Here is a 13,819-nt window from a genome sequence, read left to right on the forward strand (position 1 = left end):
TGTTGCCGGAACTGATAAACCTATACAAAGAGAGGCTTTCTAAGACAGTCTCTCTTTGTTTTATATAGAGAGAAATTATGATAAAAGTTGACTTTAGAAAGAAGGTGGAATGATGTTTGCAGATAGTGCCAAAATATATATTCGTTCCGGAAAAGGTGGGGACGGTCATGTAAGTTTCAGGCGTGAGCTTTATGTTGCCGCCGGAGGACCTGACGGAGGTGACGGAGGACGCGGCGGGGATGTTATATTTCAGGTGGACAAAGGTATAAACACTCTGAATGATTTTAGACACCGCAGAAAGTTCTGTGCCGGAGACGGTGAGCAGGGCGGAAGAAGAAGATGCCATGGTGCAGATGGTGAGGATATTATCCTTAAAGTGCCTGAGGGAACGGTCATAAAGGAAGCAAGTACCGGAAAAGTCATTGTTGATATGTCTTTCGGACACGAGAGAGAAATTGTATTAAAGGGCGGCAGAGGTGGCAAAGGAAATATGAACTATGCCACACCTACAATGCAGGTGCCAAAGTATGCACAGCCGGGAAAACCTGCGAGGGAGCTTGAAGTCATACTTGAGTTAAAGACTATTGCTGATGTGGGACTTGTGGGATTTCCGAATGTTGGGAAATCAACATTTCTTTCAAGAGTGAGCAATGCAAAGCCAAAGATTGCAAATTATCATTTCACTACATTACAGCCTATCTTGGGTGTTGTAGATCTTGAGGGTGCAGATGGATTTGTTATTGCTGATATACCTGGACTTATCGAAGGTGCGGCAGACGGAATCGGTCTTGGTGACGAGTTTTTAAAGCATATCGAGAGAACAAAAGTTTTTATTCATATGGTGGATGCAGCTTCGACAGAGGGCAGAGATCCTCTCAATGATATAAATGTAATAAACAACGAGCTTGCAAGATACAATGATGAACTTATAAAAAGACCACAGGTTATCGCAGCAAACAAGTGTGATGTATTTTACGGTACGGAAGAAGATACTGTTATCTCTCTTCTAAAAGAGGAGTTTGAGCCAAGGGGAATAAAAGTATTTCCTATATCTGCCGTTAGCGGCAAAGGTGTCAAAGAACTTCTTTATTATGTCAAATCACTTCTTGACGAGATGCCTGATGAACCGACTGTATTTGAAAAAGAATTTTCATTTGATGAGATGGAATTTGAGGATGAACCATACACAGTAACTTATGATGAGAAAAATAAGGTTTACAATGTTGAGGGACCTCGTATTGAGAAAATGCTTGGATATACAAATCTTGATTCTGAGAAAGGTTTCCAGTTCTTCCAAAAATTCCTTAAAACAAGCGGAATACTTGATGACCTTGAAGCCATGGGAATTGAGGAGGGCGATACAGTTGCAATGTATGACCTTCAGTTTGATTATTATAAATAAGAAGGTAGAATGTGAAAAGACTGATATTGGAGATTGTAATATGTCTGGTTGCTGCAGTACTTTTGATGGTCTTACACGAACTGTTTAAGGCTGTCATATTTGTACTGCTGCGTGTAAAAGAAAACAATAAGCAAAGCATAAAACGCAGAGGAATATGGAAGCTGTGGCGTTATATAGACCCAGTGGGACTTGTACTGGCTGTTACCTGCTATGTTCCGGTTTCTAAGCCGTTTATGTTCAGGATAAGGGATAAGAAAACAAATCTTATAATAGGAATAAGCGGTCTGGTGTTTCTTGCAGTAATATTTTTCGGGTCGGTTCAGATGCTTCACATTATTTACGGTACAAATGCAAATGTCACCGCTGCACTAAATAGTTCCGGGACTCGCAGGGCAGGCATATTGTTCTGGCAGTATATGCAGATGCTCAGTTTTGATTATTTTATCGTAAATCTGTTTCCGGTATCGACCTTTGATATGGGGCACATCATAGCCGGAAAATCTGCAAGGATATATCTAGGGATAATAAAAGCTGATACTCAGATAAAACTTCTTCTAATCCTGACGCTTTTTCTTAATCTGATAAATGCAGGCTATATGGGTTTTATAAAATTTTTGTCGCTGTTTATAGCTGTTTTGTGACTGAAAAATAAACTGTCTATAGTATTAAAAGGAGATATGAGAAAATGAGTAGTATATCTGTAAAACTGGAAGTGTTTGACGGACCTCTTGATCTGTTATTACATCTGATAGAAAAAAATAAAATAGATATTTTTGACATACCTATCGCAGAGATAACAAGACAGTATATGGAGATATTGTCGGCGTCAGAGACTGATGATATGGATGTTATGAGTGATTTCCTTGTTATGGCGGCAACACTTCTTAAGATAAAATCTAAGATGCTTCTTCCAGTTCAAGTTGATGAGGACGGAGAAGAGATAGATCCGAGGGCAGAACTTGTCGAAAGACTTTTGGAATACAAGACATTTAAATATGCGTCATATGAGCTTAAAGATAAACAGATGGACGCAGAAAAAATACTTTATAAAAAATCTACGATTCCAAAGGGAATAGCAGACTATAAGGAGACAGTAGATGTATCTGAACTTTTAGGGGATGTTACTCTGGCAAGGCTTCGCAGCATATTTAATGATGTTATGAAGAAGCAGATAGACAAGATAGACCCTATAAGGAGTAAGTTTGGGCAGATAAAAAAAGAAACGGTAAGTTTGCAGGACAGGATGCTCTATATTGAGGAGTATGCTATGAGACATAAAAGTTTCAGCTTCAGGACAATGCTTGAGAAAAATCCGGGCAAGACTATGGTGATAGTAACTTTTCTTGGAATACTTGAGCTTATGAAAGTTGGAAAGCTGCTTATCGTTCAGGAAAGGATTTTTGACGATATAAAGATAACATACAATAGTCTTGCACCTGATGTTGAGTATATACCGTCAAGTGCAGGGTAAGTTTGCACTTTAACAGGCATGGAGATTAGCGCGAAAAATCCATATATGTGAAAAATGTGTGCAGAAATGAGGGATAATATGGCTGTAGAAATGACTTTGCCGGAGCTGGAGGCAAATATAGAGGCGATTTTGTTTGTAATGGGTGAGGCAGTTGAACTAGAGAGGATAGCACTTGCGACCGGACAGGATGAAGATACCTGCCGCAAAGTTATACATAATATGATGGACAATTATTCAGAGAGAAACAGAGGAATACAGATAATAGAACTTGACGGAGCTTTTCAAATGTGTTCAAAACCTGAGACATATGAATCACTTGTCCGTATAGCTCATGTACCGAAAAAACATGTGCTCACTGATGTTTTATTGGAAACTTTATCTATTATAGCATACAAACAGCCTGTTACAAAGATGGAGATAGAGCATATAAGAGGGGTAAAGACCGATCATGCCGTAAATAAACTTGTTGAATATAATCTCGTGTGCGAAGCGGGCAGGCTTGATGCTCCGGGAAAACCTATTCTTTTTGCAACTACGGAAGAATTTTTGAGAAATTTTGGAATTGAGTCACTTGAAGATCTTCCGGTTGTAAATCCGGAAAAAATCGAAGATTTTAAACTTGAAGCCGAGGACGAAGTTCAGCTTCGGCTAGAACTTGAACAAGGATAAACCACCACTGGCAGAACGCAAAGCGGATTGTGATGAATGTTGTACCCGTGTGATAAAATATAGACTGCACATAAAATTAAACTCCAAAAAACATCTGTGATAAATATTATCACAGATGTTTTTGGAGTTTTTTAATCTGTTTATTTGTTTTTTTTGGCTTTTTTGTTTGAGGAGTTTGACGAAACAGTATTTTTTTTCTTGCCAAGTGTATCATCGACAAGATTTTCAATAATAGTTTTTTTGACCCATACATCAAAACTCAGCATACATATGAAAGCAAATTTTGAGAGAGTCTTTTTCTCATCTTCGTCACTTAATTCGGAGTACAATTTATTTGATTTGTTTGATTTTCTAATTATATCCCTAAGCTGTGAATCCATGTTTTCAAGTATGAGATTTACAATATCTGAATATATGTCATCCATTTTTTTTGAACCGTTTCCGTCAAAAAAGAGATTGCTTACCGGGTCTAATATATCCTTTATATCATTTATGGCAAGAAAATTTTTAAAATAATATATATATATCAGAAGAAGCATATGTTCTTTGGAGTATTTCTTTTTATTTGGCGGAGGCAGGAGATTATTTTTGGTATAATTGTTTATCATGGTCTTTGTGAGTATCTTATCGTCGTCAAATCTCTTGGAAGATACGAGATGTTCATCCATGAAAGTAGTCACCTGATCCATATAGAGGTCTATGTTTGGAATGTCCTCAGGTGTGATAAAATCTATATTCTGCATACTGCGAATAAGATCAAGTATTTCGCGGTTGTATTTTTCTTTTTCACGCATAATGCTCCTCGTTTCTGTTTTGTTCACCGATTTTGCCTGGTGTACTGTTTCAATGTTTTATTTTATTTTGAACTTTGCATTATTATATATTATTTGGCATATTATAGCAAGTAAAATGGAAATGGGACGTTTGTGATGTGTGTGACCGAATACGAAGCTGCTGCATATAAATAATATAAGATTAGTGTATGCAGGAGGCTTATCATGCATAAACATAAACATGGAAATAAAATGCAGACAAAGCCGGAGGCGAGAGAGCCTGTAGTATCAAAAAGACTTTCTGAACGATTTGACATACCGCAGGATATAATAGCAAAAGCACCGATGCTTCTGGCATACGGCAATAACAGATTATGTATAGATAATTACCGGAGCATCATAGAATATACAGAGGAGAGCGTAAAAATTCAGACAAAGCAGAAAAAGATATATGTAAAAGGAAGCAGGCTTGTTATAGCTTATTTCAGGGAAGATGAGATGTGTGTTCTGGGAAATATAAGCTCAATAGAATATCACTAAAAGTCTTATGAAAAACAAAAAATGCAGAAATGAGGAGTTGTATGGTACATAAAATAACCGGATGGATATTTGGGTTTTTAAATGTTTACATGGAATACGGTGAGTCAAGAAGGTTTATAAACCTTTGCAGGAATAACGGGATTGAGATATGGAATATAAGAGCAGATCGTGAAAAAGGAATAATATGGTTTTGCATAAGGCTTTCGGATTTCTGGAAATTACATCATATAGCAAAAAAATGTCATGTGTTTCCAAGAGTTTACAGGAGAATAGGTTTTCCTTTTCTTTTGACGGCAGCAAAGAAAAATATAAATATGGTTATGGGAATTGCCATTTTTTTTATTATGCTGATAGTGTTTTCGTCACGGATATGGGGTATAGAGATAAGTGGACAAAGCTATTATACAGAGGAAAATATAGTAGATTATCTCGATACTAAGAATATTTACTGTGGGATGTATGGTGGAAATATCGACCATGAAAAGATAGAGAAACAGATAAGAAAGCATTATGATGGCATAGGCTGGGTGTCAGTCAACAAGAAAGGAAGCAGGCTTTTAGTAAATGTAAGGGAAATGACAAAGGATAAGATTATAACAAAGAAGAAACCAGCGGATCTGGTCGCGTCGGATGATGGAAAAGTTATTTCAATAGTTACAAGTGCGGGAACTGCTAAAGTAAGAAAAGGCAAAAAAGTAAAAAAGGGAAAAGTGCTCATATCAGGGATAGTGCCGGTTGTCGGAGATAATGATGAAGTGATAAGAAAGTTAAAGGTAAGAGCAGATGGTATAGTTTTGCTTAAAAATGAAGAACTATATACGGATTATTATAAAAGAGTGCAGAAAATAAAGGAATATACCGGCAGAAAAAAGGTTGTTTATAAGATAACTGCATTTAAAAAGGATTTTTTTATACATAATCCATTAAATGATTTGGAAACTTCAAAAAAATGTGCTATACTTTATGATGGTGGATGCGTATGCCCTTTTTTGACAAAAAGATTTCCTGTTTCGTTTCGGAGAGTGACATTTGCAAAATATGCATATGTCAGGAAAAAATATTCACCTGATGAAGCTGCAGCAGAGCTTAAATATAAATATAAAGATTATATCCGCAAAAAAGAAAAAACAGGGTATAAGCTTGTTGACAGCAGTTTTATGGTTGATAGTGAAGGTACGGGATATAAGGCGACGGGAAAACTCGTGTGGCTTAAAAGACAGACGCATTATGAGAAAATCAGACAAAAAAGGAATATGAAAAATGGCAATAATGGAAACAGTTCTGGAAATACCGGCTGAACATGAGAGAAATATATTTGGAAATTTTGATTCAAATATAAAAAAGATAGAAAAAAATCTTAATGTGACTATGGTTGCAAGAGATGGAAATTTAAAACTTGTTGGAGAGGCTGCAAGCGTAAAGCAGGCAGAGAGCATCCTTATGGAACTGCTCGAACTTTCTAAGAGAGGAAATACCATAACAGAACAGAATATTAATTATATACTTGCCCTTTCGATGGAACACAGGGAGGGCGAGGTTGTTGAGCTTGACTCAGATATAGTGTGCAGGACGATACAGGGCAAACCGATAAAGCCTAAGACATCCGGACAGAAAAATTATATAGAGCTTATAAGAAAAAAGATGATCGTATTTGGAATAGGTCCTGCCGGAACAGGAAAAACATATCTTGCAATGGCTATGGCGATAGAAGCTTTTAAAAAGGATGAGGTCAATAAGATAATTCTTACAAGACCGGCTATCGAAGCGGGCGAAAAATTGGGATTTCTGCCGGGTGATTTACAAAGCAAGGTAGATCCGTATTTACGACCGTTATATGATGCCTTATATCAGATAATGGGTGCAGAAAGCTATCTTAGAAATACGGAAAAAGGTCTTATTGAAGTTGCTCCACTTGCGTATATGCGAGGAAGAACGCTTGACAATTCATTTATAATACTTGACGAAGCCCAGAATACAACACCGGCTCAGATGAAGATGTTCCTTACACGAATCGGCTTTGGCTCAAAAGTCATTATTACAGGGGATCTTACGCAGAAAGATTTGCCGGGAACTACAAAATCAGGGCTTGAACAGGCACTGGAGGTACTTGGAAAAGTTGAGGATATAGGATTTGCTTATCTGACAAATAAAGATGTCGTGAGACATCCTTTGGTACAGAAGATTGTATCTGCTTATGATGATTACGAGAAAAAGATGGAAAGAAGAAAGAAGATAAATGAATCAAAAGAAAATGAGCACAGAACGAACAGAAGGAAATAAATTTTCAAGAAGTAAAATTGTTTTTTGTGTCATATATGCAGCAATCCTTTTAGAAGCTGTCCTGATGGGAAAAATACAAGGTTTGGATTTTACGCAAAATCTTGTAAATATTGTGACGGCTGTTATATGTATTATACTTTTGCAATCATTTTATGAGCATGAAATTTTCAGGTGTACGAAAAGTAGAAACAGGGAAAATATATATTCAAATGTTCTTTATGCTTTTAATATAATCCTTTCGATATTACTAATCATTATAAACGAATATCTGTTTATAGGTTGTCTGTGGCTGGTATCAGTTGCAGTTATATCAGCTATTGATGGCATGAAGCACGGAACAGTATGCTATATTTTGTGCATTGTTCAATATTTATTGTATTCGGGTGAGTATGCGGGTGACAAAAATATACTTTTGTATTATGTGATAATCGGGGCAGCTATGGTTCTGATGTTTGCCGATAACACAATGCGGGAACTCGTATTTTCAGGCTTGTCACTGCCGGTATTTTCTGCTGTGTTTGTCATGGTAAGATATGGATTTGATATGCGAAAGATAAGTGCCGGTAAAGCATATGCGATAATACAGATTTTATCGGCAGTCGTTGTTGTGCTGATAACACTCGTAGTAAGGCAAACCATAGAGCAGCTTGAAAATGCCGGTGTATGTACAGTTTATGGCATAAAAAACAAAGAAACGGTGATACCAAAGGAAATTTTGAACGAGGACTGTGAGCTTATGTCAGAGCTTAAGAGTTTTTCTGAAAGGCTGTATATACATTCGGTGGCAGTAGGCAGAATGTCAGAAGGTGTCGCCAAGAAAATGGGATATGACAGTGCTCTTGCAAAAGCCGGAGGAATGTATCACGAGATTGGCAGGATAAAAAAGGATGAATTTGAAGATTTTGTAAAAATGACGGCTGAAAAGTATGATTTTTGCAATGCCCTGACCGGACTTATCATACAAAATTACAGAAAAAAACCTGAAAATAAAGAAACGGCGGTTGTTATGCTTTCAGACAGTATTGTCTCAATGGTGGATTATTTTGAAAAAAATACGGACAAGACCATGCCTGCAAAAGAAAAGATAATAGAAGGAATATTTCTAAACCGTTTAAAGAAAGGCAATCTTTCAGAATGTGATATTAGTGATGACGAGTTAAAGAAATTAAAGAAAGTATATGAAAACATTATGTAAAAATCGCAAGTATAAGATAATGATAGCGGAGGAATAAATGACTATATTAATGGAAGACGAACAGGAACTTGATATTGGTTTCGATTATGAAAATGTACTCAGGCAGGTTATAGAAAAGGCTTTAGAACTTGAAAAATGTCCATACGAGTGCGAAGTAAATGTGACTTTCACTGACAATGAGGGAATAAGAAATATCAACAGGGAGTTCAGGGAACTGGATGTTCCTACGGATGTACTTTCATTTCCTATGGTTGATTATGAGGCACCGGCTGACTATGGAATCCTTGAAAGTGACGATGCACTTGCAATGTATTTTAATCCTGAAAGCGGTGAACTATTGCTTGGCGATATTGTCATATCTGTAGAGAGGGCTTTTGAACAGGCAGAAAATTACGGTCATTCTATAAAAAGAGAAATATGTTTTTTGACGGCACATAGTATGCTTCACCTTCTCGGATATGACCATATGGAAGATGAAGAACGCATTGTCATGGAGAAAAAACAGGAAGAAATTCTTAATGCACTTGGGATAAAAAGAGATTGTTAAAGGGGAAAACGGTAATGGAAACAAGTAAGAACAATAAAGTGGCAAGCGGATTTCTTAAACAGGGAAGTATTTTGGCAGTTGCGTCAATACTTGTAAGACTTATAGGTATGATATATAGGATACCGATGGCAAATATAATCGGAGATGAGGGAAATGGTGTATATTCAGCGGCTTTTGAGATATACAATATTCTTTTGATAATTTCATCATATGGTATGCCTATGGCTGTTTCAAAAATGGTTTCGGCAAAAATCTCTCAGAAGCGTTATAAAAGTGCATATAAAATATTCAGATGTTCTATGACAGTTTCGATATGTACCGGCGGAATAGCGGCATTATTTGTATATTTCGGAGCAGACTGGATAGAGGCAAAATTCTTTTCTAAATACAGTGGTATAGCTGTACCTCTCAGGGTTTTGGCTCCTACAATATTTATAGTTGCGGTAATGGGTGTGTTCAGAGGTCTTTTCCAGGGGCACAGGACTATGCTTCCGACAGCAATATCGCAGATATTTGAACAGGTTGTAAATGCATTTGTAAGTGTCGGTGCAGCATATTTCTTTATGCGTGCACACAGTGCATCGCCAAAGCTGCCGGCATGGGGAGCTGCCGGTGGAACACTCGGAACCTGTATAGGTGCAGTGACGGCACTTATAATACTCTTATTTATATATATGATGTATCGTCCGGTTATGAGAAAGCAGGCAAAAAGGGACAGGGTTACAACAGGAGAGTCTCTTGTTCAGACATACAAAATAATTTTTGTGACGGTCGTGCCTATAATACTCAGTCAGACGGTTTATCAGTTAAGCGGAATAATAGATGTGACCATCTTTAACAATGTAATGGGAACACTTGGATATTCTGATAAAGTGGTTAAGACATTACAGGGAATATACAGTACAAAATACAGACTGCTTGTAAGTGTGCCTATTGCTGTTTCTACTGCGATAGCGTCCTCAATGATACCAAATCTTGTATCATCGGTGGCGGCGGGAGATATGGCAGATGCCAGAAAAAAAACAGATATGGCGATAAAGTTCAATATGATAATAGCATTTCCGTCAGCTATGGGACTTGCGGTTCTTGCAAGACCTATAATTACACTTCTTTTCCCGTCATCTGATATAAATACGGGAAGCATGATGATGCTGATAGGTTCATCATGTGTCATATTTTATGCATTGTCAACCGTGACGAGCGGAGTATTACAGAGTATAGATAAAATGGGACTTCCGGTAATTCATTCGCTTGTATCACTTATCATTCATATTGTGTTCGTATATGTGCTGCTTAGATGGACAAGTCTTGGAGTATATGCACTTGTTCTTGGCAATGTCACATATCCGCTTGTGGTGTGCTTCCTCAATGGAAGGTCAGTTGCAAAATATATGAAGTACAAACAGGAAACTACAAGGACATTCTGTGTTCCGCTGCTTGCTTCATTTGTTATGGGTATAGCAACATATGCGGTCTATAAAGTGTTTGTGATACTAACAAGTAAAGTATATATAGCGATATTTCCGGCACTTGTCGTGGCAGTTTCGATTTATTTTGCACTTGTACTTAAAATGCATGGGCTTAGCAGAAAAGAATTATATGAATTCCCTATGGGAAGAAGAATGGCGAAAGTTGCAGATAAATTTCATTTGTTAGGATAATTCCGGTGAAAGGCAGGTGACGTGTTATGAGAAAGATAACAAGGGAGGCAATAAAACAGTATGCGTCCTCCGACAGGGTTTATTACAGGGGAATGCGTTACTATGCTGCTCATGCCGTTTCAAATGTAACATGGAATGACAATTTAAAGCAGTATAAAGGAGTCGTAAAGGGCAGTAACCAGTATATAGTTACTGTTGCGGTTGAGGATGACGGAGACATACAGTATTCATGTAATTGTCCGTCGCATGTTAAATTGTCAGGAGCATGTAAGCATGTTATAGCTATGATGCTTTTTGTTGCTGACTATCAGCAGCGTGAAAATGCAAAAGTTAATTTCAACGAAGAAGACAGAGTGGCGTACAATGTGGTTGAATATTTCAGAAAAAGAGAATATAACCATCTTACACCAAACTATTTTCAACTAAAATTAAATATATCTATACCTGAATTTATGAAAAGTACAAATTCCAGGGCATATGTAAGTTTTGAAGCCGGTGAACATAAGATGTATAAGGTTTCAAATACGAAGAAATTTATAAATGAATATTATAATGAAGAGACAATAGAACTCGGCAAGGAGTTTCACTATGTGCCGGGTGAGAGTGCGTTTGAGGAAAACTCAGCAAAGATACTTGATTATCTTACGGATATATATGAGATACAGGAGACACTTGGAAAGACATATTATTCAAGTCTTTTTAAGCGGCAGGAACTTATATTGTCAAAAAAGATGCTGCAAAAGCTTCTCGACCTTTCAGAGAACATTGAGTGTGACATAAATATTTTTGGAAAAGAGTTTAAAAACATAAATATAGTAAAGGGAAATCCGGAATTGTCAATAGATATGCTGTTAGACAATAATATGCTGACTTTAAAAAAATCTGCTGACAATAAACTGATTTCTTTGTGTGAGGACGGAAGCATACTTTTTTATGATAATGCACTTTATCTGCCTGAAAAAGAGTTTGTAAGCTGCCTGTTGCCGTTTTATGTGCCACTCTTTATGCAGAACGGCAAAGAGATAGAGTTTAGAAGTGACAATAAGAACGGGTTTATTGAAAAAGTCCTTCCGGTAGTAAAAAAACATATGAATATTAATGTGCCGGATGAGATTAAAGATATGTATATAGTTGAACCGCTTGTTCCAAAACTTTATCTTGATATATATCACAACAGAAAAAAAGTATCGGTTACGGCGGTAGTCAAATTTCAGTATGGCGATTATGCAATAAATCCGCTTGAAGAAAATTATTCGGGAAAATATATTCTTGTCCGTGATAAAGAGGAGGAAGAAAGACTTACAAGAGTTTTATATGACCTTAATTTTAAGATAAATGACAGTTCTTTTATATTGAGGAATGAGGAAGATATTTTCAGTATGATGACTGACAACAGAAGCATACTGACCGATAATTTTGAAGTATTTTACTCAAAAGAATATAAAAACATAAATGTTAAAAAGATAGGCCATATGTCAGCGAACATAAGACTTAATACTGATATAAACCTGCTCGAAATGGATATGGAATATTCGCAGGTGCCAAAGGATGAATTGGAAGAATTTTTTAGGGCTGTTCATCTTAAGAAAAAGTATTACCGCTTAAAAAATGGTGCATTTATAAGCCTTGAGGATGATAAACAGAAAAAGACGATTGAATGGCTGGTTGAAAACAGCGTTGGGGATAGCAACGGGATTTTGAAATTCCAGGAAAATGCAGCGGTGTATATAGATGAAATAATGCCTGACAGCCAGAGCGTGGAGAGAGACGATGGATTTAAAAAACTGATTCGGGAGATAAAGAATCCGGGTGTTAGTGAGTATGAAGTGCCTGAATGTGTTCAGGCAAAAATGAGAGAGTACCAGGTGGTCGGCTACAGATGGCTTAAAAATCTTGCAAGATATAGTATGGGAGGTATTCTTGCAGACGATATGGGACTTGGAAAGACTTTACAGACCATAGTATATATATGTTCTGAACCCGGAAGTAAATCGCTTATCGTATGCCCTACATCTCTGTCATACAACTGGCAGGAGGAGTTTGAAAAGTTCGCTCCTCATATAAGGACAAGGATAATAAGCGGCGACCCAGAGGAGAGAAAAAGACTTCTGTGTGAGGACAGGGATGATTATGATGTGTGGATAACAACATATCCTCTTATAAGGAAAGATGCAGATTTTTTCAAAGACATAAGATATGACAATATGTTTATCGATGAAGCACAGTTTATAAAAAATCCGGCTTCACTTGGAGCAAAAGCTGTAAAATCGGTTGTCGCAGAGCATAGATTTGCACTTACCGGAACTCCTATCGAAAATACATTGTCAGAGCTGTGGTCTATCTTTGATTTTATAATGCCGGGATTTTTGTCAAGATATTCAAAGTTTGCCGAGCATTATGAAAAGCCTATTCTCAAAGAAAAAAATGAGAGCAGGATGCAGGAGTTAAAAAGACGCATACAGCCTTTTATACTCAGAAGAATGAAGAAAGATGTGCTTAAGGATCTTCCTGATAAGATAGAAACAAAACGTATATCTGAGATGACTGCAAAACAGAAAAAGATATATGGTTCTTATCTGTCAAGGATTCAGAGTGAGATAATGGATAACTCTGATATTCAGAGCGGAAAGGACAGGATACAGGTACTTGCGGCATTGACAAGGCTTAGACAGATATGCTGCCATCCGGGTACATTTATTGAAAATTATCATGGCGGCAGCGGTAAGCTTGAGCTTCTTATGGAACAGCTTCCCGATATAATAGAGGGTGGACACAGTGTTATCATATTCTCGCAGTTTACTTCAATGCTTTCGATTATTGCGGATGAACTGAGAAAAAGTGAGATACCATATTTTTATCTTGTCGGTGCGACAAAACCGGAGGAAAGAAAAAAATATGTAAAGGAATTTAACCGTGGAGAAGTCAAGGTATTTTTGATTTCCTTAAAGGCCGGTGGAACCGGTTTAAACCTTACAGGTGCGGACACCGTTATACATTTTGACCCGTGGTGGAATCCGGCTGTTGAGGAACAGGCAACAGACAGGGCATACAGGATAGGACAAAAGAGAAAAGTCCAGGTGATAAAGTATGTGACAAAAGACTCAATAGAAGAAAAAATATACGAGCTTCAAAAGAGGAAAAAAGTGTTGTCTGACTCGGTTATCGAAGCTGATGAACTGTTCGTGAACAATCTGACAAAAGATGAGATATTAGAGCTGTTTAAGTGATAGTCAGATTGATGCAGGATAAAAATTTAAAAAATGCTTGCAATAGATGATAAG

Annotated in this window: 12 protein-coding genes; 11 read left to right on the plus strand and 1 reads right to left on the minus strand. The window is 37.1% G+C overall.

The window, feature by feature from the left end:
• Nucleotides 1–112: 112 nt before the first annotated feature.
• The 4 genes from obgE (at nt 113) to scpB (ending at nt 3,542) form a co-directional block, all read left to right on the plus strand.
• On the plus strand, nt 113–1,402 hold the full coding sequence (gene obgE / locus DW721_RS04115) for a GTPase ObgE (protein WP_118744920.1): 1,290 nt from the start codon (nt 113–115) through the stop codon (nt 1,400–1,402).
• An 11-nt stretch (nt 1,403–1,413) separates the two neighbouring features.
• The gene (locus DW721_RS04120; RefSeq protein ID WP_118744921.1) at nt 1,414–2,043 is read left to right on the plus strand and encodes a hypothetical protein; all 630 of its coding nucleotides are present in this window, start codon (nt 1,414–1,416) and stop codon (nt 2,041–2,043) included.
• A gap of 44 nt (nt 2,044–2,087) precedes the next feature.
• The gene (locus DW721_RS04125) at nt 2,088–2,873 is read left to right on the plus strand and encodes a segregation/condensation protein A (protein WP_055942157.1); all 786 of its coding nucleotides are present in this window, start codon (nt 2,088–2,090) and stop codon (nt 2,871–2,873) included.
• Nucleotides 2,874–2,951: 78 nt separating this feature from the next.
• The gene (gene scpB / locus DW721_RS04130; protein WP_330672324.1) at nt 2,952–3,542 is read left to right on the plus strand and encodes an SMC-Scp complex subunit ScpB; all 591 of its coding nucleotides are present in this window, start codon (nt 2,952–2,954) and stop codon (nt 3,540–3,542) included.
• Between the two features lie 140 nt (nt 3,543–3,682).
• On the opposite strand, the gene DW721_RS04135 is transcribed toward scpB, so the two are convergent.
• Nucleotides 3,683–4,336: a DUF1836 domain-containing protein gene (locus tag DW721_RS04135; RefSeq protein ID WP_118744922.1), complete on the minus strand. Its 654-nt coding sequence runs from the start codon at nt 4,334–4,336 to the stop codon at nt 3,683–3,685.
• A gap of 204 nt (nt 4,337–4,540) precedes the next feature.
• Here DW721_RS04135 and DW721_RS04140 point away from each other — a divergent pair, with 204 nt between their 5' ends.
• The 7 genes from DW721_RS04140 to DW721_RS04170 all read left to right on the plus strand — a co-directional run bounded on the left by DW721_RS04140 (nt 4,541) and on the right by DW721_RS04170 (nt 13,765).
• Nucleotides 4,541–4,855, plus strand: a complete 315-nt coding sequence (locus tag DW721_RS04140; protein WP_022015273.1) for a YabP/YqfC family sporulation protein — start codon at nt 4,541–4,543, stop codon at nt 4,853–4,855.
• Between the two features lie 41 nt (nt 4,856–4,896).
• Nucleotides 4,897–6,153 carry a sporulation protein YqfD gene (locus DW721_RS04145; RefSeq protein WP_182436201.1) on the plus strand — a complete coding sequence of 419 codons (1,257 nt, stop codon included), beginning with the start codon at nt 4,897–4,899 and terminating at the stop codon, nt 6,151–6,153.
• Nucleotides 6,116–7,135 carry a PhoH family protein gene (locus DW721_RS04150; RefSeq protein WP_118744924.1) on the plus strand — a complete coding sequence of 340 codons (1,020 nt, stop codon included), beginning with the start codon at nt 6,116–6,118 and terminating at the stop codon, nt 7,133–7,135. Before DW721_RS04145 ends, DW721_RS04150 begins: the two co-directional genes overlap by 38 nt.
• 64 nt (nt 7,136–7,199) lie before the next feature.
• A complete protein-coding gene (locus DW721_RS04155) occupies nt 7,200–8,330 on the plus strand; it encodes an HDIG domain-containing metalloprotein (protein ID WP_182436202.1) in 1,131 nt (376 codons plus the stop codon).
• Between the two features lie 37 nt (nt 8,331–8,367).
• Nucleotides 8,368–8,877, plus strand: a complete 510-nt coding sequence (ybeY, locus tag DW721_RS04160) for an rRNA maturation RNase YbeY (RefSeq protein ID WP_022015268.1) — start codon at nt 8,368–8,370, stop codon at nt 8,875–8,877.
• 14 nt (nt 8,878–8,891) lie between these two features.
• Nucleotides 8,892–10,538, plus strand: coding sequence for a polysaccharide biosynthesis protein (locus DW721_RS04165; RefSeq protein ID WP_055942135.1), 1,647 nt, complete (start codon nt 8,892–8,894; stop codon nt 10,536–10,538).
• Between the two features lie 26 nt (nt 10,539–10,564).
• Nucleotides 10,565–13,765: a DEAD/DEAH box helicase gene (locus DW721_RS04170; protein ID WP_118744926.1), complete on the plus strand. Its 3,201-nt coding sequence runs from the start codon at nt 10,565–10,567 to the stop codon at nt 13,763–13,765.
• The last annotated feature ends 54 nt before the right edge of the window (nt 13,766–13,819 follow it).

This window comes from Clostridium sp. AM27-31LB, assembly GCF_003480745.1.
In the GTDB taxonomy this organism is placed as follows: Bacteria; Bacillota; Clostridia; order Lachnospirales; family Lachnospiraceae; genus Butyribacter; species Butyribacter intestini.

Excerpts from the sequence above, each read along its gene's own strand:
- obgE (WP_118744920.1), top strand. The coding sequence starts at position 113 with ATGTTTGCAGATAGTGCCAAAATATATATTCGTTCCGGAAAAGGTGGG.
- DW721_RS04125 (WP_055942157.1), top strand. The coding sequence starts at position 2,088 with ATGAGTAGTATATCTGTAAAACTGGAAGTGTTTGACGGACCTCTTGAT.
- scpB (WP_330672324.1), top strand. The coding sequence starts at position 2,952 with ATGGCTGTAGAAATGACTTTGCCGGAGCTGGAGGCAAATATAGAGGCG.
- DW721_RS04135 (WP_118744922.1), bottom strand. The coding sequence starts at position 4,336 with ATGCGTGAAAAAGAAAAATACAACCGCGAAATACTTGATCTTATTCGC.
- DW721_RS04140 (WP_022015273.1), top strand. The coding sequence starts at position 4,541 with ATGCATAAACATAAACATGGAAATAAAATGCAGACAAAGCCGGAGGCG.
- DW721_RS04145 (WP_182436201.1), top strand. The coding sequence starts at position 4,897 with ATGGTACATAAAATAACCGGATGGATATTTGGGTTTTTAAATGTTTAC.
- DW721_RS04150 (WP_118744924.1), top strand. The coding sequence starts at position 6,116 with ATGGCAATAATGGAAACAGTTCTGGAAATACCGGCTGAACATGAGAGA.
- DW721_RS04155 (WP_182436202.1), top strand. The coding sequence starts at position 7,200 with ATGGGAAAAATACAAGGTTTGGATTTTACGCAAAATCTTGTAAATATT.
- ybeY (WP_022015268.1), top strand. The coding sequence starts at position 8,368 with ATGACTATATTAATGGAAGACGAACAGGAACTTGATATTGGTTTCGAT.
- DW721_RS04165 (WP_055942135.1), top strand. The coding sequence starts at position 8,892 with ATGGAAACAAGTAAGAACAATAAAGTGGCAAGCGGATTTCTTAAACAG.
- DW721_RS04170 (WP_118744926.1), top strand. The coding sequence starts at position 10,565 with ATGAGAAAGATAACAAGGGAGGCAATAAAACAGTATGCGTCCTCCGAC.